Annotated in this window: 19 protein-coding genes; 9 read left to right on the top strand and 10 right to left on the bottom strand. The window is 64.3% G+C overall.

Features of this window, described 5'->3' with window-relative positions; genetic code table 11:
• Complete coding sequence (locus DEH80_RS01650; RefSeq protein ID WP_133249081.1) at nt 1-312, top strand: DUF6489 family protein; 312 nt, start codon at nt 1-3, stop codon at nt 310-312.
• Nucleotides 313-324: 12 nt separating this feature from the next.
• Here the strand turns inward: DEH80_RS01650 and DEH80_RS01645 are convergent, their stop codons facing one another.
• From DEH80_RS01645 to DEH80_RS01635, 3 genes are all read right to left on the bottom strand, one after another.
• Nucleotides 325-759, bottom strand: coding sequence for a hypothetical protein (locus tag DEH80_RS01645; protein WP_133249080.1), 435 nt, complete (start codon nt 757-759; stop codon nt 325-327).
• 18 nt (nt 760-777) lie between these two features.
• Entirely contained in the window at nt 778-1,317 is a 540-nt protein-coding gene (locus DEH80_RS01640; protein ID WP_109718722.1) for a phasin family protein, read from the bottom strand.
• A 184-nt stretch (nt 1,318-1,501) separates the two neighbouring features.
• Nucleotides 1,502-3,094 (bottom strand): POT family MFS transporter, encoded by a 1,593-nt coding sequence (locus tag DEH80_RS01635; protein WP_165831234.1) that lies wholly within the window; start codon nt 3,092-3,094, stop codon nt 1,502-1,504.
• Nucleotides 3,095-3,248: 154 nt separating this feature from the next.
• On the opposite strand from DEH80_RS01635, the gene DEH80_RS01630 reads away from it, so the two are divergent.
• Nucleotides 3,249-4,583: a YihY/virulence factor BrkB family protein gene (locus DEH80_RS01630; protein ID WP_109718720.1), complete on the top strand. Its 1,335-nt coding sequence runs from the start codon at nt 3,249-3,251 to the stop codon at nt 4,581-4,583.
• Between the two features lies 1 nt (nt 4,584).
• Here DEH80_RS01630 and DEH80_RS01625 read toward each other — a convergent pair whose 3' ends face one another.
• Both DEH80_RS01625 and DEH80_RS01620 read right to left on the bottom strand, forming a co-directional pair.
• On the bottom strand, nt 4,585-7,323 hold the full coding sequence (locus DEH80_RS01625) for a fused MFS/spermidine synthase (protein WP_165831233.1): 2,739 nt from the start codon (nt 7,321-7,323) through the stop codon (nt 4,585-4,587).
• Nucleotides 7,324-7,537: 214 nt separating this feature from the next.
• Nucleotides 7,538-8,107, bottom strand: coding sequence for a DNA-3-methyladenine glycosylase I (locus DEH80_RS01620; protein ID WP_243412724.1), 570 nt, complete (start codon nt 8,105-8,107; stop codon nt 7,538-7,540).
• 207 nt (nt 8,108-8,314) lie between these two features.
• Between DEH80_RS01620 and DEH80_RS01615 the strand changes: the two genes are divergently transcribed.
• Nucleotides 8,315-8,902: an HNH endonuclease gene (locus DEH80_RS01615; RefSeq protein WP_243412723.1), complete on the top strand. Its 588-nt coding sequence runs from the start codon at nt 8,315-8,317 to the stop codon at nt 8,900-8,902.
• A 59-nt stretch (nt 8,903-8,961) separates the two neighbouring features.
• On the opposite strand, the gene DEH80_RS01610 is transcribed toward DEH80_RS01615, so the two are convergent.
• Together DEH80_RS01610 and DEH80_RS01605 are read right to left on the bottom strand one after the other, a co-directional pair.
• On the bottom strand, nt 8,962-9,273 hold the full coding sequence (locus DEH80_RS01610; protein ID WP_109718717.1) for a DUF2288 domain-containing protein: 312 nt from the start codon (nt 9,271-9,273) through the stop codon (nt 8,962-8,964).
• On the bottom strand, nt 9,270-11,216 hold the full coding sequence (locus DEH80_RS01605; protein WP_109718760.1) for an acetyl-CoA hydrolase/transferase C-terminal domain-containing protein: 1,947 nt from the start codon (nt 11,214-11,216) through the stop codon (nt 9,270-9,272). The genes DEH80_RS01610 and DEH80_RS01605 overlap by 4 nt, the downstream gene beginning before the upstream one ends.
• Before the next feature lie 102 nt (nt 11,217-11,318).
• Between DEH80_RS01605 and DEH80_RS01600 the strand changes: the two genes are divergently transcribed.
• Nucleotides 11,319-15,572 (top strand): Ig-like domain-containing protein, encoded by a 4,254-nt coding sequence (locus DEH80_RS01600; protein WP_133249079.1) that lies wholly within the window; start codon nt 11,319-11,321, stop codon nt 15,570-15,572.
• 4 nt (nt 15,573-15,576) lie between these two features.
• On the opposite strand, the gene DEH80_RS01595 is transcribed toward DEH80_RS01600, so the two are convergent.
• Nucleotides 15,577-15,996 (bottom strand): PaaI family thioesterase, encoded by a 420-nt coding sequence (locus DEH80_RS01595; protein WP_109718715.1) that lies wholly within the window; start codon nt 15,994-15,996, stop codon nt 15,577-15,579.
• 38 nt (nt 15,997-16,034) lie between these two features.
• Here DEH80_RS01595 and DEH80_RS01590 point away from each other — a divergent pair, with 38 nt between their 5' ends.
• Nucleotides 16,035-16,592 (top strand): NnrU family protein, encoded by a 558-nt coding sequence (locus DEH80_RS01590; RefSeq protein WP_109718714.1) that lies wholly within the window; start codon nt 16,035-16,037, stop codon nt 16,590-16,592.
• Here DEH80_RS01590 and DEH80_RS01585 read toward each other — a convergent pair.
• Nucleotides 16,589-17,548 (bottom strand): glutathione S-transferase family protein, encoded by a 960-nt coding sequence (locus DEH80_RS01585; protein ID WP_109718713.1) that lies wholly within the window; start codon nt 17,546-17,548, stop codon nt 16,589-16,591. The genes DEH80_RS01590 and DEH80_RS01585 overlap by 4 nt on opposite strands.
• Nucleotides 17,549-17,598: 50 nt before the next feature.
• On the bottom strand, nt 17,599-18,045 hold the full coding sequence (locus DEH80_RS01580) for a DoxX family protein (protein ID WP_109718712.1): 447 nt from the start codon (nt 18,043-18,045) through the stop codon (nt 17,599-17,601).
• 118 nt (nt 18,046-18,163) lie between these two features.
• On the opposite strand from DEH80_RS01580, the gene DEH80_RS01575 reads away from it, so the two are divergent.
• The 4 genes from DEH80_RS01575 (at nt 18,164) to DEH80_RS01560 (ending at nt 23,033) form a co-directional block, all read left to right on the top strand.
• Nucleotides 18,164-19,051 (top strand): LysR family transcriptional regulator, encoded by an 888-nt coding sequence (locus tag DEH80_RS01575; RefSeq protein WP_109718711.1) that lies wholly within the window; start codon nt 18,164-18,166, stop codon nt 19,049-19,051.
• Between the two features lie 70 nt (nt 19,052-19,121).
• A complete protein-coding gene (locus DEH80_RS01570; RefSeq protein ID WP_109718710.1) occupies nt 19,122-20,210 on the top strand; it encodes a ferredoxin reductase in 1,089 nt (362 codons plus the stop codon).
• A gap of 3 nt (nt 20,211-20,213) precedes the next feature.
• Nucleotides 20,214-21,338 (top strand): fatty acid desaturase family protein, encoded by a 1,125-nt coding sequence (locus DEH80_RS01565; RefSeq protein ID WP_109718709.1) that lies wholly within the window; start codon nt 20,214-20,216, stop codon nt 21,336-21,338.
• 81 nt (nt 21,339-21,419) lie between these two features.
• Nucleotides 21,420-23,033 (top strand): peptide chain release factor 3, encoded by a 1,614-nt coding sequence (locus DEH80_RS01560; protein WP_109718708.1) that lies wholly within the window; start codon nt 21,420-21,422, stop codon nt 23,031-23,033.
• The last annotated feature ends 108 nt before the right edge of the window (nt 23,034-23,141 follow it).

The raw sequence follows: 23,141 nt of genomic DNA, 5'->3' as shown, positions 1-23,141 counted from the left end.
GTGATCATCAAGATAGAAATTGACGTTAAGCCGGAGGAGTTGCGCTCTTTCCTGGGTCTGCCCGACGTCGTGGGTATTCAGGAAGACATCTTGAAGTACGTCCGTGAGCGCATGAGCTCATCGGCGGAAAACTTCGATCCGTCCAGCTTCGTGCGTGAGAACGTGGAGCGGGGTGGCCGTGCCTGGCAGCGCGTCTTGGCCACCGCATTTGCACGCGCCGCCGATGATATCGACCCTGAGGGTGAGGCCGAAGCGGCCCGGCCGCGGCGTTCGCGTCGCCGCAGTTCGAAAAAGCCGGATGCCGACGAGTAGAGCCGGCGCGGGTTAATCCGCTTCGGTGGACGTTGATGCGCTGACCGATTGGCGCAGTCGCCAGGCCAGTTCGCGGAATTCGCTCGAGCATTTGGCCAGGGTGTGCTGACGTTCCATCCGGGTTCTCCGGAGACGTCGTGCCGACTCAGGCAGCAAGTCGAGCTGCTGGGTCAGCATGTCGGACGGTGTCTGGCTGTTGCGCAGTACGTCCAGCCGTTCCCGCAGCGCGCTGCGGTGGCCTTCGAGGGCATCGACTTCAACCCAGAAGAGCTCTGCGACGGTGCCGAACAACATATGGCCACCGTCGCTGACGACTTCGGCGATGGCTTTCATTCGCTGGGGAATTGTGGGATGCATCAGATCGCTTCCTGTTAAAAGACAAAAGGGGGAGTTCGAAAACTCCCCCTTTCGTTTTTTCTGCATCGCGATGAGCACGATGCGTTCCAACCGGAAGTCCCGACCGGATTAGGCGCTCGTCGTCGCCTTCTTGGCGGCAGCCGTCGTGCGCTTGGCCGTCGTCTTGGTGGTCGTCTTGGTGCCGGCAGCAGCCTTCTTGGTCGCAGCCGTGGTCTTGGCCGGAGCCTTCTTTGCGGCGGTGGTGGCGCGCTTCTTCGGAGCCGGCTTCTTCAGGCCCAGCTGAACCTGGATGGTGTCGAAGCCCTTTTCGAACACTTTTTCCAGATCGGTGCGGGCCTTGGTGACGACCTTCACGGAATCGGAGTAGGCGGTCACGATGCGGTCCTTGCCATTCGGCAGGTATTCCACCGGCTCGTTGGCCACGGCCTTCACGCCGGCCTTCTTGGCCTTTTCAAAGCTGGCCAGCGCAGCGTCGTACAGATCCTTGGCGGCAGCGGACTCGGTCTTGGCCAGCGTCTGCACGCTGCCAACAAAGATGCCGTTGGCCTGCTTGGCGACCTCAACGGAGGTCTTGAACACGTCCTGAGCCTGAGCCGCGTAGGTTTCGGCCTTGCCCTTTACGTCATTGATGACGACTTGAATTTCCATGGTTGAATTCCTCCATAAGGATCGGGAAGCGGTTAAATGCTGCTCTGCAACATTTGGTGCAGTGCATCATAGGGGTGGCTCAGGGGGTGTGTCAATATGTTGCGGTGCAACATTTCAACCGTCGGTCGGAATTCACAGCCGGTGAGCGGCGGCGGAGACCCGGGGCCCGCCGCCGCTATCGGGTTCACTGGGCGGGTGCGTTTTCCGCGTCGTCCAGCGACTGGATGTACTGCTTCTCGGTAAAGAATCGAGAGACCAACATGAACAGGGCGGCAGCGCCCACTGTCAGCCAGGCAAAGAAGTAGAAGTAGTTGGCGCCAGCCAGGGTATAGGTCGAGACGCTGACCTCATCAGCCACGACCCCGCGGGTGGCGATGTGCTCACGCTGCACATTCATCAGAATGAGTGCACCTGCGTTGGGGTCGATGGATTCCACCATGTACGTCCCCCCGAAGGCCTGCTCGCTGCCATCGGCCGCGACGACGACCGCTCCGGATTCACCGGTCAGATCAATCTTCTGCCCCACTTCAAAGATGCTCACATCGTCGAACAGAACCCGCGTGTCCGCACCGGTTTCGATGGCCACGGGTGTGAGCGGCTCGATGATGGCGTGGTTGACCACGGTGGTGATCACATTGCCCAACGAAACCGAGAGCAGGTAGAACGACAACAGAAACGATTTCATGGCGTTTGGCGCCTGGGTGTAGGCGAACTCCAGCGCGGTGATCGAGACCATGACCTCCGCGGCGGTCAGGATCAGGTACGCCAGAAACTGCCACCCGATGGAGCGCGATTCCCCGGCATCCATGCCCGACTGCACCCAGCCGATCAGGAAAAACGAGCTGGCCGCCAGGAACAGCCCGAAGCAAATCTTGCGCATGGGGGGCACACGCACATACCGGCGAACAAAGGGGTAGATCAGAAACGTGAACGCCGGGACCAGCACCAGAATGAACAAGGGGTTCATGGCCTGGATTTGAGACGGCAGCAAGGTGAAGGACACGATGCCCAGGTCGATGGTCTTGTCCATCAAACCGTCCTGCGCCTGAATCACCCAGGTTGAGGCGGTCTGATCAAACAGCGACCAGAAGAAGGCGATGAATCCGAAGTAGATGATCGCCAGTTTGCCCATGGCGCGCAGGCCGTCACCGGCAAAGGCTTCGGCAAAGAACCGGCGACCTGCCGGTTTGATCGAGACGAAGCGGTCGCGTCCCAACCAGAAGATGAAGGTGGCCAGGAACATGAGCAGGCCGGGGATGCCGAAGGCCACGTTCGGGCCCAGCGACTCCAACAGCCAGGGTGTCAGCAGCGTCGATACAAACGCGCCAACGTTGATCGACAGGTAGAAGTAGCCGTAAACCCGCTCGAGCAAATGGCTCTTGTCTGCCTGGAACTGGTCGCCCAGATGCGCAGAGACGCAAGGTTTGATGCCCCCTGAGCCCATGGCGATCAGGCCCAGGCCCAGCGCGAGCCCCTCGCGGGTTTCGTTGACCGCGAGCACGACGTGACCGGCGCAGTAGACCAGCGACAGCAGGATGATCGTGCGGTATTTCCCCAGGAAAATGTCCGACAGCAGCGCGCCGAGGAACGGGGTGGCATACACCGCAATGGAGAACTCGTGGTACCAGATCGTCGCCTCGGCATTGGACATGGCGAGGTACTGGGTCATGAACACGACGAGAATCGCGCGCATGCCGTAATAGCTGAACCGTTCGGCCAGCTCGTTACCAATAATGTAGGGAATGCCCACCGGCATCCGGTTGCTTGTTTGGGTCATGGAATCTTGTTGGATATTGGGAGGCCGCATTGCACGGCGATGAACCAATTATGCGGGCTGGTCGGCCACCAGCAAAAAACGCTCCAGCTCTGGCGCTTGTCCACGGGTTGGCAGGGGCGGTGTCCGGCGACCGCCTTCGGTACAGTGTGTCGCCATGACTGATCAGCTCAAACAGCAAGTCCAGGCTCTGCTCTGGCGCAGCATCGACCCGCAATGGCCCTGGTGGCAACGCATGGGCTGGCGGACCGCACAACTGGCCGCCGCACTGCTGCGGGAGCTGTCTCGCGGCGAGCTGTCCATGCGCGCGATGAGCCTGGTCTACACGACCCTGTTGTCTCTGGTGCCGCTGTTGGCGTTGTCGTTTTCGGTGCTCAAAGCGTTGGGCGTGCACAACTCGATGGAGCCGGTGCTGTTGCGGTTGTTGGCACCGCTGGGTGATAAGTCGGTTGAACTCACCGAGACCGTGATCGGTTTTGTCGAGAATATTCGCGTCGGCGTGCTCGGGTTCTTCGGCATTCTGCTGCTGTTCTACACCGCGGTGTCGATGCTGCAGAAAGTCGAAAAAAGCTTTAATCGCATCTGGCGTATCGAGCGCACCCGTCCTCTGGCGCGTCGGTTTGGAGACTACCTGTCCGTGCTGATTGTCGGGCCGGTCCTGGTGTTCTCGGCGGTGGGGGTCACGGCCTCGGCCTCGTCGAACACCTTTCTGGACCACCTGACCCATCTGGAGCCGCTGGGCAGTCTCATCGCGTTTGCCGGTCGCTTCGTGCCGTACCTGCTCGTGATTGCGGCGTTTACTTTTCTCTATGCCTTTATCCCCAATACGCGGGTGAAGCTCGGGGCGGCCGCCGGTGGGGCTTTGCTGTCGGGCCTGCTGTGGGAATCGGCCAGCCTGGCCTTCGCCGAGTTTGCCGCGTCGGCCACCACTTACAACGCGGTCTATTCCAGTTTTGCCCTGCTCCTATTCCTGTTGATCTGGCTGTACGTGGGCTGGCTCATCCTGCTGGTCGGCTGTCAGCTGGCCTTTTTGCTGCAGTACCCCAATTACATCCGGCCCAATACCACCGGCAGTTTTGTCGGCAACCGGACGCGCGAGCATTTGGCGTTGCAGTTGATGACGCTGATCGGCCAGCGTTTTGTGGACGGAGCGCCTGCAATGCCGGCAACCGAACTGGCGGGCGAGACCGGTGAACGCCCCGAGGCCGTATTCTCGGTGGTTGATCGGCTGGTTGCCGCCGGCTTGCTGGTGGAGGTCGAAGGGTCGTCCATGGCACTCATGCCTGCGCGCGACCTCGATAGCCTGCTGCTGTCCGAGATCATCGACACGGTGCGGTCGGATCGCGCGGATGAACCCGATGATCCGGCCACCCCGGCTATGAGCACGCCCGTGCGCCGGGAAATTCGTGCTTACGAGACGGCGATTCGCGATGCCCTGGGCACCCGAACCGTTCGGGATTTGGTCGGCCGTCCAGAGCCGACAACGCCCTGACCTACCAGCAGCGGAAGGCGTACCGGGCCGGGCCGGCGATGTCGCGGGCCGCGTCCGTTTCCCCGGCCCGGCAGGCGGCATAGACGGCCAGCTCACGCGCCCTTGGCCAATCGGCCTCAAGCGCGAGGACAAACTGTTGCTTGGCGCGCGCGGGTTCGCGCCGGGCCAGGTGCCCCACGCCCCGATGAAACGCCTGTTGCGCTTGGAGCTGCTCGGACTCCGGCGCCAGATCCCTGTTGCCCGCGATGCGTTGTTCGTTCCAGCCACTGCCCAGCCCCCAAAGCACCGGGGTGATCAGGTCGGTATCCAGCAAGCCGTCAATCAGGGCAATCGGTGCGTCATGGACAAAGCCGTTGAGTATCGGCTGCCAGTCCCAAAGCTCGGCCACGGACTGTTGTTGTTCCGCATTCAGCGCCCGGTCGACCCACTGGGATTCGAAGAACCGCTGCCGAGCGACGGAGGGCGCCGCCCAGTCGGCGTATTCCAGCAACTCCTGCGCAGTCGGGGCGCGCAACTGCAGGCGTCCGGGCCGCTGGTCGGTGAGCGGCGGCGTCTCGCCGATCCATTCCTGCAGCTGGTCGGCATCGGCCAGAAAGCCGGTCCACAGCATGGCCGGTGACTCGACGCCGGCGCGTCTGAGTAGGTAAAGCGATGCGCGACGCTCCCAGGGTGACAGATCGGGCTGCGGTGCGGCGGGCGGGCCGATGAGTATCCAGTTGTAGTGGCTGCCAGCGGCCAGCACACAGTGCTCGAAGACCGCACAAAATGCGCCCGCAATCGACTTGGCCGAGCGCGGACTCAGCTGGTCCACGGGCAACCAGTAGGTGGCGACACCTGTCTCCGACAGGCGCTGGCGCATCTGCTCGAAATACTCCCGTGTATAGAGATTGACGATGCTCGCCATCTTGGGCGGTGGGGGTTCGCCCGTGATCAGATCGTAGGTCGTCTGCTTGGCCGCAAGATAGAACCGACCATCGGTGACATGGGCGCGGGTGCGCGGGTCATCCATGGGGTCCAGCGTGTGGATGTCGGCTGCCAGGTCGAAGGTTTCGGGCGAGATGTCGACAACATCCAGTTGCTCGACGCGCGGGTCGGCCAGCAGCGAACGCGCCGTGGTGCCCAGGCCATAAGAGATCAGCAGCGCCCGCGCCGGGTCGGGCTGCAGGGCCAGACCCCACCAGGCGAATAAGGCCATGTAGCGCTCGGAGTCGCGCGCCGTGCTGCTCATGGAATAGCGACCGGTGACCAGGCGCCAGGTACTGGCCTGGTCCAGGAAATCCGAGCGCAGCAACTGCAGGGTTTCGTTCCGCCCGTGGGCGACCGAGACGCGACTGGCCCGATCAGCCTGTACGAACGGTTGCGCCGCCAGTGCGACTTGCTGATCCACCAGCGCCGGCAGACTGCGAATGCCTGCGGCAGCCACCAGCAGGGCCAGCGCCGGCGCCAGCCACAGCACGCGGCGATGGCTGGCCACGGCCGCGAACAGTGACAGCACAACAAACGCGATGACAATGGCCACCGCCAGCGTCGCCGGGCCGTGCCCGGGGAGTAGCCAGCTGCCCGTCAGCGCCGCACCCAAGGCTGCGCCTGCGGCATTGGCTGCAAGCAACTGACTGCTGGCGATACCGGAGATCAGTCCCTCACGACGCAGCCGGTCGGCCAGCAGGGTCATCAGCGCACCCGAACAAATCGAAACCGGGAGCAGCAGCCCTGGGACCGAGACCGCCCAGCGCGCCAGCGGATGCGCCAAGGTCGCACCCAGGCTGGCGAGGGCTACGCCGGCGACCCAGCCGGCGGCTGCGGCCGCAATGACCAGCCCGATCCATTCACTGGCCTGCGGATGGCGTTGGGTCCAGCCAGCCGCCAGGCGGCTGCCCAGGGCCAGGCCGATCAAGACGATGACAATCGCCAGGGCCAGGTCCCGCGACGTGCCGGCAAGCTGCAGGCTGAGCAGACGAAAGCCGGTCACCTCGATGGCCAGCATGATGGCGCCGATCCCCGCGGCGATCAGCCAGAACGGCCAGCGATGCGGTGGGGGCGGATTCAACTGCGGTGCGGACTGGGGCGTGGTGCGGGTGGGGTGGGTCTCGGGCGCCGGCTCAACCAAGCGCCGCAGCGGTAGCGCCAGCAGGGCAGAGCCACATAGCAATGCTGCGGCAATGGCCAGGCTGACGCCGAGGCCCAGCAGGGGCACCAGCAGCAATTCTGCAGCCGCCAGGCCCAGCATGGCCCCGGCGGTGTTGGCCGCGTATAAGCGCCCCAGCACCGGGCCCAACTGTGGCTGCTGATTCCAAAGGCAGGTGAGCAGGGGCAATCCAATGCCCATGGCAACCGCCGGCAGGGTGAGCAGGGCAACGGCCAACCAGAACCGCGCGGATTGCAGGAACACGGGCTGGTCCAGCAGCGGGCCTAACCAGGCCGCGATGACAGGCCAGTAGCCGGCCAGCCAGAGCGCGGTACCGACGCCGGTGATCGCGACCAGGGCCTCGGCAATCACGTACACCTGAACCGGTCGGCGAACGCGGCGGGTCAGGCGAATCGCCAGGCCTGCCCCCAGGGCGAGTCCCAGCATGAAGGCAGCCAGTGTCGCAGCACCTGCCATGACGGTGTTGCCCAGCGCCCAGCCCAATTGCCGAAACCAGATCGCCTGAAACAGCAGCGTGCCGGCCCCGGAGCAGGCCAAAGCCCATTGCAGGCGCGGCAGTGTTTGGGGCGGCAACATGGCCTGGGTCGTGTTCATCGGATTCTGACGATGGCTGGCGGCGGCAACGCCCCACTCCGTGGGCGGCCCGCAACGAAACGGGCCGAAGACGAGAGACATTGTCCGGACGCTGCGCTCAGCGGTTTGCTCCTTAGCCCCGACAGCCGTGCATGCGCTGTTGGGTGTGGCGTTGTATCCAGCCTGTTGCGGGTGGTGGGTCCGCCGCTCCCCGAGCGGTCAGATTGGATGAGAATCAAGTTTCCTGGCGCCGAAAGCAATCGGCGCTGTGATCGTTGACCAACCCGGCTGCCTGCATGTGGGCATAGACGATGGTGCTGCCCACGAACTTGAAACCGCGCCGCTTGAGATCCTTGGACAGGGCATCGGATTCCGGACTGGTGGCGCGGTAGTCCGCCAGCGTTTTGGGCGGGGGCAGCGTCGGCGCGTTGGCAACGAATCCCCAGATATAGCGATCGAAACTGCCAAACTCGGCCTGGATTTCCAGAAATCGGGCCGCGTTGTTGATGGCCGCACGAACCTTGAGCTTGTTTCGAATGATGCCGGGGTCTGCCAACAACCTGGCCTCATCCTCTGCGTTAAAGCGCGCCACTTGCTCGGGGTCGAAATCGGCAAAGACGCGCCGATAATGCGCGCGTTTGCGTAGCACCGTGTACCAGCTCAGTCCGGCCTGCGCTGCCTCGAGCGTCAGGAACTCAAACTGCTTGCGGTCATCGTGTACCGGCACCCCCCATTCCTGATCGTGGTACGCCACGTAATCGGGTTTGCTCAGGTCCACCCAGGGGCATCGGGGGCGGTCATCCACGGTTGGCATTCCGGCGTAAAGTTGGCAAATCCTCGCCGTATCAACGATAGTTCTGCAACCGGTTGGAGACGACCGGTGATTGTCAACCCTGTGTCATGCAGGGGCGATAGCCTGGAGGCAAGATGCGGCAGGAGCCGGTCGACCGCTCCTCACCGCCTTGACTCCGGGTCAGTGCTCACCCAGCGCTTCCTTTAAGGAGATCGAACGGTGAACGACGTGCACAACCATCCACTGATCCTCAAGCTGGACGTCGGCGGCATTCCGCTGGACTGGGTGCACTGGGAATACGCCGCCACGCTGTACTGCAACGAAAAAGTGGCCTGGGAAGGCGGCGGCGAGCGCATCACCATCCAGGGGGGCATCAACCGTGAGACCGGGCGGCGCTCCTCTCTGGAACTGGACACCATCATCGCGGTGAACGACAAGCGCGGCGGCCGGCTGATGTCGCTGGTTCCACCGCTAAGCAACCGCGCCCTGTTTCATCGTGACGGACACCTGTGCATGTATTGCGGCGGGCGGTTCAAGCATTCCGAGCTGACGCGCGATCACGTCATCCCGACGTCGCGCGGCGGCCCGGACGACTGGACCAACTGCGTCACCGCCTGTGGGGCCTGCAACCGGCAGAAAAGCAATCGGACTCCGGAAGAAGCCGGTCAACCGCTATTGGCCATTCCCTATGCGCCGAACCGGGCCGAATATCTCATCCTCTCGAATCGCCGCATTCTTGGTGATCAGCAGGCGTTTCTGGAACAGTTCGTGACCCGCCGCGATCGCGGCGCGCCTTCGGCGGCCTGAGTCCAGGCCGGCAGTCACCCGGTCGTCGTCGGCCGCATGAAGCGGCCGCGCAGAGCCGGCTATTTATCGCGAGCGGTCTCGGGCAGCGGCTGGACCAGAACCCAGGGTTTGACCACCACGGTCCAGAGCAGTGCATCGGCCTCGTACCAGTCGCTCGCCTGCTCGTCGGTCACCGGGCCGAGCGTGTTCTGCCCGATCCACTGCTCGACCGCGGTCTTGTCATCCATGGCAACACGGGCGGCGACCTCGACCAGGTCGAGGCCGGCCGCCACGGCAATGGCCTGGCCAGAGGCGAAAAAGCGCTGGAGTTCACGCCAGGGCATCTTCGCGGTTTGTGTGGCCAGTTCGGCCCGGTGTTCTTCAAAGGTCATTCGGCAATCTCCACAGGGCTGAGTGCGGCGGGGCCCTCATCCAGCACCGTCTCGAGTTCGGCAGCCAGTAGCCGGGCTGCGATGTGATCCTGCAGGCCGGCCGGTGTATCCAACCCGACTCGGGCCAGCAGGGCTTGCACCCGGGCGGCCGGCGCTCCGGATCGCCAGGCCTGCCAGGCCAGGCCAAGAGAAGAATGGCGGGCTTGGCGCGACTTGAGCGCTGACAGCGCGACGGCCAGAGCCTGCTCATCAGGCGTCCAGTCGCTGGGAAGCGGAAAGGCCGGCAACGCCCCGCTGCGTCGCGCTGCATCCAGGCGAGCCTTCAAGGCGTCCGGGGTGTTGTTCCGGTGGGCGGGCGGAATCTGGTAGTCCGCTTCGATCTTCCCGGCCGACTGAGCGCGTTGCAACAGCGACTGCTGGAACCGGGAATCCGTGATGTTGAGCAGGCGGGCGATGATGTCCCGATCCGTTGCGCCGCGCAGATCCGCGATGCCGTACTCGGTGATGACGATGTCGCGCAGGTGGCGGGCGATGGTCGTGTGCGGGTAGTCCCATACGATATTGGATTCGGCCCGGTCCCCGTCCTCGCGCACGGCCTTGATCAACAGGATGGAGCGACCGTCGTGTAAGGCATGGGCCTGGGCGACGAAGTTGTATTGTCCGCCGACCCCAGACAACACCCGATGGTTATCGAGCCCGTCCGAGACGACCGCTCCGGCCAGCGTGCATTTGAGTGCGGTATTGATGAAGCGGGCTTGGGTGCGTTGCAGGCGGTCCAGGGTCTCGGAGCCGTACAGATGGTTGATCCGGGTCACGGAGGTCATGTGGAAGCGGCGCCGCTCGTCCAGGGACATGGCCGCCAGTCGCTCGTAGAAGCGTCGCGTGCCCAGATAAAAGCCGCCGTGCAGCACCTGCGTTGTCTCGCCGGCTTCAGGTGTCGCGCCGGCGTTCAGCGCCCGTTGACGTTCGATGTCGTCGACAACCTGCCGGGTGAGAATCCCTGCGTCATAAAGGGCCAAGAAGCCATCCACAAACATTTCGGTGGCGCCGTAGAGCCCCTGCTCGAAGGGGCCCTGGCCACCGATGCGCCGGGCCAGCTCATGCGGCTCGCCCACCAATTGGCGCCACTGCTCAGGTTGCCGGTGCCGCAGGATGAGCGCATGCGACACGGTGTCACCCAACGCACCGATGCCCAGCTGGATCGTGCCGCCGTCGGGCACCAGGGTGCTGGCATGCAGGCCGATGGCGTGGTCGGCCAGCGTGACGGGCGCCTTGGGCACTGCGAACAGGCTGTCAGGTCGGGTCGGGCGGTCGATCAGCACATCGAACTCGGAGTGGTCCAGTTCGCTGTCGCCGGGCATGTAAGGCAGCTCACGGTGCATCTCGCCGACAACGGCGACCGGCCACCGGGCCCGCGCGGCCGGCACCACGTCCAGGCTGACGTCGGGATTGCAGCTAAGGCTGACCCGCGGGGTGTTGTCATCCGGGTGAGGTGCGACGATTTGCGCAAAGACGTTGGCGCCGTGGTCGATCATTTCGCGGGCCACGAAGGTGTAGTTGGTGCTGATGTAATGCTGCTGGGCCACCGAATTGTTGAGCTGGCTGCCCGCCTGGAAGAAGAACTCGCGCACCGTGACGTTGGGCGGCAATGCGCCGCGGTCGCGGTCCCGCAAATAAAGCAGTGGCTCCACGCCGCCCATGACCCGATCGAACATCGGGTTGGCGAATCGCCCGCCCAGGCCGCCCAGCTTGGGGCGGTTCAGCGACAGTGCTGTGAAGATGGTCAATGACAGGCTGCTGTCGTGCTTCACCCGCTCATAAAGCGCGTTGGTAAAGCCCACGGGCTTGCCGAGGCCGAGCGGAATGCCCAGGACCAGCGTCTTGCCGACACGTTGGAGCACGGCGTCCACGGCAGCGTTGTAGTCGTCGGTGAGATGCGGCATGGCACGGGTCAACGGGTCGGAATCGAGCGCGACATGATAAGCGGGCGACGCAGCCCGGTGCGCACCCGCACGGTATGCTGACCATCCATCAAGGGGGTTGGCGTGAAAGCAAAAGCAATCGGACAGGCCGCTGGGGCCATCTGTTGGGTGGGCATGGTCGGCGCCGCGCACGGCGGTGGCGTGGTCAGCGAATGTACCCAGGACGCGCTGGAAGCCGCCATTGTGGGTGGGGGAGAGGTTACGTTTGCCTGTGAGACGCCGGTTATCGACATCACCCGGCCACTGCAGTTCGGGCAGATCGAAGTCAGCATCAACGGCGAGCAGGACAACGGGCCTGTTCGGCTTGTCGCGTCCGATGCCTCACCCACGCGGCTCGTCCAGGTCCAGGACACGGCAACGGTTACGCTGGCCAATCTTGTCCTGTCCGGTGGACGCGCCGACGCCGGAGCGGCGGCGAAGAATTTCGGCACCTTGCGCCTGAATAACGTGAACGTGTCGGGCAATCATGCCGACAGCGTGGGCGGCGGCATCGAGAACTTCGGTGTGCTGGAGGCGGCTGGTCTGCGGATTGCCAACAACAGCGCACCGGTTGGCGGTGGCCTTTACAACGCCGGCCTGGCGACGGTGACGCAAGCCACGTTCGTTGGTAATACGTCCGGGAGTGTCGGTTCGGCGATCGAGAATCTGGGCGAGATTCGATTGGCCAACGCCACCATTGCCGACAACGCCGTGGGCGGGGAGGCAGCGATTCGCTTCCGCACGAATGCGTCGGCCTCCAGCGTCTTGCGCCACGTCACCATCACCGGGAACCGGCTCACCAATTCCGCCTCCAATGCCTCGGCGGGGCTGGTCATCGATACCGATGCCCGTGCAGCGCTGTTCAATTCCGTGATCGCCGGCAACGGCCCCACCGGGCAGTGTTCGATTCGCGGCACGCTGGTGCAGGCCGCTGGCAGCATCGCCAGCGATGATCGTTGCGGCGCGGCAGCCGTTCGCACGCCAGCCGCCATCAACCTTGGCCCACTGACGCCGCAGGCCGACGGGCTGCAGACCATTGCCGCGCCCGAGCTGCCCACGGTGTTGCTTGATGCGGGTGATGAGGCCGGCTGTCGCGATGGCCTGGTTGCGGGCACGGACCAGATCGGACGCCTGCGTGCCGAGGCCGACTCCTGTGATGTGGGGGCCGTGGAACTCGACGTGGCGCGACCTGTGGTCGACCTCAACGGCGCCGCCGACGGGCGCGATGTCACGGCAGGTTATGCGGAGAATGCCGGATCGCAGTCACTGATTCCGGAGGTCACGGTGGATTCGGGTCAGCTTGCAACGTTGACGGCCGCCGAAGCCCGTTTGCTGGGCGTGGTCGAACCGGATGACGAGACCTTGGCAGCGGAGGCTGCTGGTACCGCGCTCGGGGTCACGTTCGATGCGGCGACCAGCGTCTTGCGCATCAGCGGTGAAGCCGCCGCGACCGACTACGCGGCGGTGCTCGCGACCCTGCAATATCGCTACGAGGGCGAGATTCTCGGTGATGCGGATCGCCGCATCGAAGTTCGGGTGGAAGGCGATTCGCTCGACTCGCGTGTCAGCCGCATCGAGCTGACGCTGGAGCCCATCAACGATCCGCCGACGGCGCAGCCTGATGCGTATTCCACGCCAGCCGATTCGGTGCTGTCGGTCGCCGCTCCGGGCGTGCTGGGCAACGACTCGGACCCGGACCGGCAAACGCTGACCGTGTCCGGACCGACCACCACCACCGGTGGCGCCGGGCTGAACCTGGCCACCGATGGTGGCTTCGTTATGGACCCCACCGCGACCTACGAGGCGCTGGGCGCCGACGAGTCCGTGACCGATGGGTTTGAATACACCGTCGACGACGGTGCGGGCAGCACCGCGACGGCATCGGTGTCGATCACGATTGTCGGCGTCAACGATCCGCCCGTCGCTGGCGCCGATCGTTTCGTACTGACCGAAGATGGGGTGGTGAACAGCCCGGCACCCGGCGTGCTCGCCAATGACTCAGACCCTGATGCCGATGACGTGCTGCGCGTGTTGTCGGCCGATGCGACGACCAGCTCGGGGCTGCCGGTGGCCATTTCTGAGCAGGGAGCGCTGATCTTCGACCCCCGCGCCGAGCCAGCGGTCCAGGCCTTGCGGCAGGGGGTCGTCCAGGTCGAAACCATGCGCTACACCGTCTCCGACGCAGCCGGCCGGGAGGCCACTGGTTCGGTGCGTTTCGAGATTCAAGGCAGAAACGACGTGCCCACGGCCGTGTCACTGGGTCAGGAGCGAGCCTTCGTCGAGCAGCCCGCCGTGATTCCGCTCGCAGGCGCTTTTTCGGACGTGGACGAAGGGGATGTCCTGACCTACGTGGCCTCGGGCTTGCCCGCGTCCCTGCGACTGGATTCGACCAACGGCAACGTCACGGGGACGCCTCGGACAGATGAGGCCGGGCGTTATACGGTGTCGATCTCCGCATTCGACGAAGCCGGCGCCAGCGCGGCCAGTTCGCTGGTGCTGATTGTCGAACGCGAGGGCAACGATCCGCCCTTCGTGGTCTCGGGCATTGACGATCGATCGCTCGACGAGGGTGAATCGTTCTCGGTCATGCTGTCCGATGTTTTCGAGGATCCGGATGGCGATGCGCTGACCTTTGCCGTTGACGGGCTACCCCCTGGCATTGCACTGGGCGACAGCGCGCTGAGCGGCGCACCGGCTTTCGACAGCGTCGGGGATTACGCGGTCACGGTGACGGCCGCTGACCCGTCTGGCGCCAGCACCGATGTGGCATTCGCGCTCACCGTCACCCGTCCCCCGCAGGATTTGGCCGTGCGTGTCGAACCGGCGGTCACGGTTGCCGGCCTCAATACGCCGTTCGACTGGACCGTAACGGTGGAGAACCGTGGCAGCGCTACGGCAGGCGGTGCGTTGCAGATCGCGCTGACCGGCGCCGGTCTGACGGGCCCGGTGCCGGCGGGCTGCACCCGATCCGTCGGGCTTCACCAGGTGCTGTTGGACTGCCCGACGGGGGCGATCGAGGTGGCTGCGCAGACCGCCTTCACGGTGCCGGTGCAGGCGGACCGCAGCGGCGGCTTGTGGATGCAGGCGCAGGTGGGCGATCTGGCCAACGATCTCGTCCCGGCGGATAACCGCGCGTCGGCAGGTGCCACCGTCACGGAATTGCTGGCTGCCACACCCGGCGCCGAGTTTGAGGTCGCTGGCGGCACTCGCCTGGCGCTGCTGGATCTCGACGGTGACGGGGCCTTGGACATTGCCGTGGGGACCGAAGCCGGAGCTGCGACCCGATTGTTTATTCAAGCTTCGGCAACGCGCTTCGAGCCAGCAGGCACCCTGGGCGATCTGGGCGAGGCACGCGCCCTGCTGGCTGGAAATTTTGACGGCATCGACGGTCAGGACCTCGTGGTGGTCAATGCGGCGGGCGGACATGCGCTCTACGTGAACAACGGCAGCGGGCAGTTTGTTCTCGCGCCGCAGCCGCTGACCGGCGATCAGGGTCTGGCCGCGCAGGTGGCTGATCTGGATGAAGATGGCGCCGACGATTTCGTCATTGTGAATGCCGATGCGACGCCTACGGCGTACTTCAACGAAGGCATGGAGGGCTTCTTTGCCACCGCGCTGGAGCCGACGGGTGCTGTCTCGGTGGGCCTGGGCGATTTGGATGGCGACGGCCGTCCCGAGCCGGTCTTCGGGCAACCGGATGGCGATGTCTTTCAGCCGACAATTGGTCGCCGTAGTTTCGGTGCGCGTCTGGCCCTGCCCACCGCGGGTGTCACCCAATGGGTGGGCGCTGATCTTGATGGCGATGAGGATCAGGATCTGGTCGCCGCACGGCCGGAGCTGGCCGGTGATGATAGGCGGGCACCAGAGCTCCGCGTCTTGCGGAGTCAGCCCCGAAATGTTGTCGAACTAGGCGCCCGGGCCGATTACGGGCTGAGTCGTCACCTGGCGGCGGGCGATCTCGACAGCGATGGTGACCTGGATGTGGTCACCGCCAGCCCGACCGGCGTCGTGCAGTTGCTGGTCAACGACGGGAGCGGCCGACTCCGCCCGCATACCACCGCGCTGGAAGCCGATGCCGTCGATCTCGCTCTGCGCGACATGGATCGGGATGGTGATCTGGACCTGATCCTGCTGCTTGCGCAGCCCGCGGTTGTGCAGATCTGGTTCAACACCGGCGAGCTGCGGTTCTCCGATACCGCTGGCCGTCCCGTTGGGGTCAACAACAATCCCGATGCGGATGAGGGCAGTGGCGCCTGGCCCTTGTCTGCGTTATTGCCGCTGCTGTTGGCGGCCTGGGGGCGCTGGCGGTGGACTCGCCGGCGCGAGGCACCCCAGTGAGCGCCTAGTCGATGAGCGACACGGTCAGCCTGCACAGGCAGGTCGGCTTACCGGCCTCGTTGCGCAGTGTGATCTGCCAGACATGGATGTTCCGGCCCTCGTGGGCGATGACCGCCTCGGCAGTGACCGTGCTGCCCTTGGGCGCGGGGCGCACGTGATTGGCATTGACCTCCAGGCCCACCGCGCGACGACCGCTCTCCTGCGCGATCAGCGCCGAGCCGATGGAACCCAGGGTTTCGGCCAGCACCACGCTGGCCCCGCCATGCAGAATGCCGTAGGGCTGCACATTGCGTTCGGTGACCGGCATCTGACCAACAATGCGGCCGCGTTCGGCTTCGATGACCTCGATGCCTAGCACTTCGTTGATCGTGTTCTGCGACGTTTTCTGCAATGCGTCGAGCGAGTAGTCTGGCGCGTCTGTCACGTAGGGCTCCGTCGTGGGGCTGAATCAGGGGAACAGGGATGATTGCATTGATTGCGGGGCTCGTCGTCTTTCTGGGTGTGCATCTGGTGCCGACACGGCCTGATCTGCGCGGCCGATTGCAGGCACGGTTTGGCGAGCTGGGCTACAAAGCGGTGTTTTCCATTGTTGCGGCGGTGGGGCTGGTACTCATCGTCTGGGGCAAGGCGCAGGCGCCCTATATCGACATCTGGCACCCCCCGGCGTGGACTCGTCATATCCCGCTGGCCCTGATGCCGCTGGCGCTGATCCTGTTGGTGGCGGCCTACGTGCCAAACAACCTGCGGCGAGTGGTCAAGCACCCGATGCTCGCGGCGATCAAGCTGTGGGCTCTGGTCCATTTGCTGGCCAACGGCGACCTGGCTTCGATGCTCTTGTTCGCTGCATTTCTGGCCTATGCCGTCGTCGATGTGATTTCAGCCAAGCGTCGCGGCACCGCCCCCGAACGGGGGCGGGTCAATCCGTTGCTCGATGTGCTGACCGTGACGATCGGGCTGGTCGCCTATGTCGGTCTAATGCATGCCCACGCCCACTTGTTCGGCGTGTCGGTGGTCGGCTAGCCCGCCCGGGCAAACCGACGCAGGGCGGTGGTCTCCAGTGCCGGCCCCTTGGGGACGATGCCCGTCGGATTCAGTCGCGCGATCGAGTAGTAGCCCGCCTTGATGTGCTCCGGCCGCAGGCTGGCCGCGAAGGCCGGTATCGCCAGCAGTCGGTCCACATATCGGCACACCGCAGGATAGGCCGACAGCGGCCGCAGGTTGCAGCGGAATAGGTCGTGGTAGGCCAGCTCGAAGCGCGCGAGCGTGACAAAGGCGCGGATGTCGGTGGCCGTCAGCTGGCGTCCGACCAGCCAGTCGTGCTGTGCCAGCCGCTGCTCCAGTCGGTCCAAGGCCGAGAACACCCGGTCGACCGCCTCCTCGTAGGCCTGCTGCGTGGAGGCAAAGCCCGCCTGGTACACGCCGTTATTGAAGTCCCGGTAGAGCCACCCCTCGGTGTCTGCCATGGCGGTCGCCAGTGCAGGCGGGTGCAGCCGCGGCGTCCCCTCAGTCAGGGCGTCGAAGTCTTCGTCGAAGATACGCAGCAGGTCGGCTGACTCATTATTGACGATGGTCTCCGACACGGTGTCCCACAGCACCGGAACCGTCGCCCGTCCTGTGTAGGTCGGGTCGCTGTGGGTGTACAGCCTATGGAGGTGGCTGGCACCCAGGGCCGGGTCTCGATCCGTGTCGAAATCGCCGGTAAAAGCCCATCCCTGGGCCGTGAGGCGCGGATCAACGATCACCACATCGATCACCGACTCCAGGCGTTTGAGTCGCCGGGCAATCAGTATCCGGGTCGCCCAAGGGCAGAGATAGGTCGCGTAGAGTCGGTAGCGGCCGGCCACGGCCGGGAACACCCCGCCGTTGGCCGCGCCCAGGCGTGAGCGAAAACCGGATGTCTGGCGGATGAACCGCCCCTGGGCATCGGCCTGTTGCACCGGTTGCCAGTCGTCGGTCCAGCGTCCATTGACAAGCATGTTGAAACTCCTGATGCAGTGATGTTGATCGGCTCGGCAGGTCCGCCAGCTTACGCGACCCGCTTCGCCAGCCAGCGATCCGCAGAACCACGACCTGCGCCTGAGATCGCGAGTGAGACCGTGCCGGCCAACAGGGCCAGGCCGAACTCGTAGCCGTTGTTGGCCATGAATAGCCCGTTATCCAGGTGCACTGTGACGATGGCGACCACCATGGTGATCGCCAGGACCCCCGCTGCCGGGCGCAGCAACAGACCCAGGATCAGGGCCAGGCCACCGAAGAACTCAGCACTACCGGCCAGCAGGGCCATCAGCACGCCGGGTGCCAGCCCGATGGAGGCCATCCACTGGCCGGTGCCTTCCAGGCCGTAGCCGCCAAACCAGCCGAACAGCTTCTGTGCCCCATGAGCGACGAAGATCACGCCCAGGGGCAGGCGCAGGGCCAGGGTTGGCCAGCCAGCCTCGGAGGCGAGTACGCGATGGATGAGTGTGTTGAACATGGTGGGCTCCTTGTCGAGTCGGAATGGACGCGGTGTATCCGCTGACCAACAGACTATTGTTGATAAGTTCTCCCATAAACGTGGCGTCGAAAGAAATATAGTTCTATAAAATGGAACAATGGATCGCCTACTCTCCATGCAAACCTTTGTTGCGGTGGTCGACACCGGCAGTTTCGTCCGGGCGGCGGAGCGACTCGGTCAGTCCAAGGCCTCGACTTCCCGGCATGTCACCGAGCTGGAAGAGCACCTGGGCGTGCGATTGCTGCATCGGACCACGCGGCGACTGTCGCTGACCGACGAAGGGCGTCGATACCTCGCCACCTGCCGGGAGATTCTCGAGTCGCTGGACGCTGCCGAAGCGGAACTCACCGCCGGCACCGCGAGCGTCCGCGGTCTGCTGCGCATCAACGCCCCGGTGTCTTACGGCATTCGTCATCTGGCCGGGCTCTGGCCGGCGTTCATGCAACAGCACCCGGCTCTGCGGCTGGAGGTGACGCTCTCAGACCGGGCGGTGGATCTGGTGGAGGACGGCGTGGATGTCGCCATCCGGATCGGGCGGCTGGAGCCATCGAGTCTGGTGGCGCGCCGACTGGCCACGACACGCATCTGCCTTTGCGCCGCGCCGTCCTATCTGGAAGCCCGTGGCAGGCCGGAGCATCCCCGCGACCTGACGATTCACCGCGTGATCGGCTACAGCTACTGGGCCAGTGGTGACGAGTGGACATTCGAGTCCGATGCAGGCACCGAGGCTGTTCGGGTCGCCCCGGTTATGCAGAGCAATAACGGTGAAACCTGCGTGGCGGTCGCGATTGCGGGTGGCGGGTTGGTGCTGCAGCCGGAATTTCTGGTCGCAGAGGCGCTGGCACAGGGCCAGCTGGTTGAGCTGCTCTCTGCATATCGGTTACCGGTTCTCGGTATCTACGCGGTTTATCCGTCTCGGCGACAGCTGGCGGGCAAGGTCAACGCCTTGCTGGGCTACCTCGCCAGCCAACTCGGCGACGCCTGAAAAAAGCCGACCAGACAGCGGCGGCTGCGCGAGAATTGACAGTTGTATATACAAGTGTATATTTCTCCGCATGATGACTGCAGCAAGCACAGGAGCCTGGCCCCGTCGCCTCGCTCGCGCCTTCGCCTATCCGCAGACCACCAGCCGCTATGCGTCGCTGGTGTGGCCGGGTCTGGCGCCTGCCGGTGATGCCGGCGAGCGTATCCACGCACGGGTCGTGGACGCACAAATCGAAACGCCCGGGACACGCTCGCTCATCCTGCGGACGGGGCGAGGCTGGCGCGGACATCAGGCCGGTCAGTTCGTCACGCTATACGTCAATATCGATGGGGTCTGGCAGCCGCGGTGTTATTCGATCAGCTCGTCCGAGGCGCAGACGCGACAGATTCGGCTGACCATTCGTGCCATGGCACCCGATGGCGTGTCGCATTACCTGGTGCATCACCTACCGGTCGGTGCACGGGTGCAGATCAGTCAGGCCGCAGGTGAGTTCACGCTGGCCGCGGGTGCGGAGCACCGGGCGCGTTTGTTCATCTCGGCCGGCAGCGGCATTACACCCATCATGGGCATGCTGGCATCCGGCGCCGCAGACGGCGACGTCGAGCATCTGCACTATGCCCGCAATCGTCACGACCTGATTTTCGGCGAGGCCCTCGGCCCGATGATGGCCCAATCCCGTGGCTATCGCTTGCATGCACGGTTGACCGAAGAGGGGGCGGGTCATCTGGACGCCCAGACCCTGGATACCCTGTGCCCGGACTGGCGCGAGCGCGAAACCTGGGTGTGTGGACCGGCCGCCATGCTCCGCACGGCCGAGCAGCTATGGGCCGAGGCCGGGATTGGCGATCAGCTCCATGTCGAGCGATTTGCCGTGGCGTCTTTCGATGCGCCGGCAACAGATACAGAGGTCGCCGTGCAATTTGCGGCCAGCGGTCGTCAAGCCGACGCCAGTGGGGCCACGCCCCTGCTTGAAGTCGCAGAAGCCGCCGGTCTGCGTCCGCGCTATGGCTGCCGTATGGGCATCTGCCACAGCTGCGATTGCGTGCTGCAGTCCGGCGCGGTCCGCGATCTGCGGACCGGCAAGCTCACCAATACACCGGGGGTTCGCATCCAACCCTGTGTCAGCGCGGCCGCCGGCCCCGTCACCCTGGACCTATAGACCATGATTCCAAGTCACCTGACCGATGCCGATTTGCGTGATATCGGCGAACGCCTCGACGCCATGCAGGCCAGGGAACGCGCCTCGCTGGGCGCGGCCGACCGTGCCTACATCCTGCGCTTGATCCGCGTCCAGCGCTGGATGGCCCTGGGCGGCCGGGCGCTGATCTTTGCGTCGCTGCTGGGGTTGCCGGTGGCGCTGGGCAGCTGGCCGTTGTTCTGGGTGCTGATCAGCCTCGGGACGCTGACCCTGGCCCTGTCCAAAATCCTCGAGAACATGGAAATCGGGCATAACGTCATCCACGGCCAATGGGACTGGATGAATGATCCGGACATCCACTCCGCGAACTGGGAGTGGGACCATGGCTGCCCGGCCCGCCAGTGGAAGCACACGCATAACGTGGTGCATCACACCTGGACCAACGTGCTGGGCATGGACCGCGACATCGGCTACGGCATGATGCGCGTGACCGAGCATCAGCGTTGGCACCCGTTTTATCTGTTCCAGCCGCTGTGGATCGTCCTGATGGCGATGTACTTTGAATGGTTCATCGCCCTGCACGACCTGGAGATCCCCCGCGTGCTGAAGGGCAAGCGCGACAAGGCCGAAGCGCGCGCGATTCTGCGTGAGTCGGGCGCCAAGGTCGGCCGGCAGGCGCTAAAGGACTACCTGTTGTGGCCGCTGCTTGCCGGGCCCTTCTTCTTCATCGTGCTGGGGGCCAATTTCGCGGCTAATGTGCTGCGCAACATCTGGACGTGGGCCGTCATTTTCTGTGGGCATTTTCCGGACGGGGTGTCGCATTTCTCCAAGTCCGTCGTGGCCACCGAAAGCCGCGGCGGCTGGTATGTCCGGCAAATGCTTGGCTCCTGCAACATCCGTGGCGGTCGCCTGTTGCATATCCTGACCGGGAACCTGTCGCATCAGATCGAGCATCATCTGTTCCCGGATCTGCCCAGCAACCGGTACGCGCGGGTTGCGCCAGAAGTGGAAGCGCTCTGCCGGGAATACGGGCTGGCCTACAACAGCCACAGCTTTGGTCGACAGCTTGGCAGCGTGCTTTGGAAGCTGCTACGACTGACCTTCCCGGGGGGCAAGCGCCCCAGTCGGCGGGCAGCCGCCGCCGGCTAAGCGTAGCTGCGGCCGGTGGCTTTTCGACCGCCGGGCCGTCCAGCCGCTACAATCGCCAGCCTTTTCGTTGTTACCGCCCCCATGTCCGGCACGCCAGTCCAGCTTGATGCGGAAGCCCAGAAGCGCCGCACCTTCGCCATTATTTCTCACCCGGATGCGGGCAAGACCACGGTGACCGAGAAGCTGTTGCTGTTCGGTGGCGCCATTCAGCTCGCGGGCACGGTCAAGGGCCGTAAGGCGGCGCGTCACGCCACCTCGGACTGGATGAAAATGGAGCAGGAGCGTGGGATTTCCATCACCACCTCGGTCATGCAGTTCCCTTATCGCGACTGCGTGATGAACCTGCTGGACACGCCGGGCCACGAAGACTTCTCCGAAGACACCTACCGCACGCTAACCGCCGTGGATTCGGCCTTGATGGTGATCGACTCGGCCAAGGGCGTGGAGGACCGGACCATCAAGCTGATGGAGGTCTGCCGCATGCGGACCACGCCCATTATTACCTTCATCAACAAGCTGGACCGTGACGGCCGCGAGCCCATGGAATTGTTGGATGAGGTCGAGGACGTGCTCAAGATTGCCTGCGCGCCGGTGACCTGGCCGCTGGGTATGGGGCGTGATTTCGCAGGGGTCTACCACCTGCTCGAAGATCGTTTCTACCTGTACGACGGGCCCAAGGAGCGGATCAGCGACATCGAGACCGTTGACGGCCTGCACGCCGATGGCATGGCCGAACGCTTTGGTGCGATCTACCAGACGCTGGTCGACGAGATCGAGCTGGTCAAGGAAGCCGGCCATGGCTTCGATTTGGAGCTGTACCGTGCCGGAGAACTGACGCCGGTCTTTTTTGGGGCCGCCATTTCCAATTTCGGCGTGCGCGAGTTGCTCAACGGCTTTGCCGATTGGGCACCGCCACCGTTGCCCAGGCAGGCCACGGTGGGTGACGCCGAGCCGCAATCCGTCGAGCCTACGCATGGCGAACTCACCGGATTCGTGTTCAAGATTCAGGCGAACATGGACCCGCGGCATCGTGACCGCATTGCCTTTATGCGCGTTTGCTCCGGCAAATACACGCCGGGCATGCAGTTGCACAGCGTGCGCCAGGGCAAGGCCGTGCGTATTTCAGATGCGGTGACCTTTATGGCCTCTGACCGGGGCGCGGCACGTGAGGCTTGGCCGGGCGATATCATCGGGCTGCACAACCACGGCACCATCTCCATCGGGGATTCGTTCTCCGAAGGCACCGCGATGGTCTACAGCGGCGTGCCGAATTTTGCGCCCGAGCTGTTCCAGCGCGTGGTGCTGGCCGACCCGCTCAAGGCCAAGGCGCTGAACAAGGGGCTGGATCAGCTCTGCGAAGAGGGTGCCACCCAGGTGTTCCGACCCAAGAGCAACAACGATGTGATTCTTGGGGCGGTCGGGGTGCTGCAGTTCGACGTGGTGCGTCAGCGCCTAGCCGATGAATACGGGGTCAACTGCAAGTATGACCAGGCCCCTGTGGCCACCGCTCGGTGGGTCAGTTCGGACGATCCGTCGAAACTGAAAGACTTTCTTAACAAGAACGTGGCTAGAATCGCTGTCGATCATGCGGGAGCGCATGTCTACCTGGCGAACTCCCGCGTGAACCTGCAGCTCACGGAAGAGCGCTGGCCCGATATCCGGTTTGCATCAACACGCGAACACGGGACGAACTAAACGGTGAGCGGATTCGCGTTGCGCGAATCGGGGCACCGAACTTGCCTCTCAGATCATGATAGGCCCATTTAGGTGTGTGGCAGCTGCGTTCGAAGCAGAACCCTGCCA

The sequence above is a fragment of the Abyssibacter profundi genome, assembly GCF_003151135.1.
GTDB classification, from domain to species: Bacteria; Pseudomonadota; Gammaproteobacteria; order Nevskiales; family OUC007; genus Abyssibacter; species Abyssibacter profundi.
Note: the sequence above shows the minus strand (reverse complement) of the source record. Positions and strands in the feature narration are given on the sequence as shown.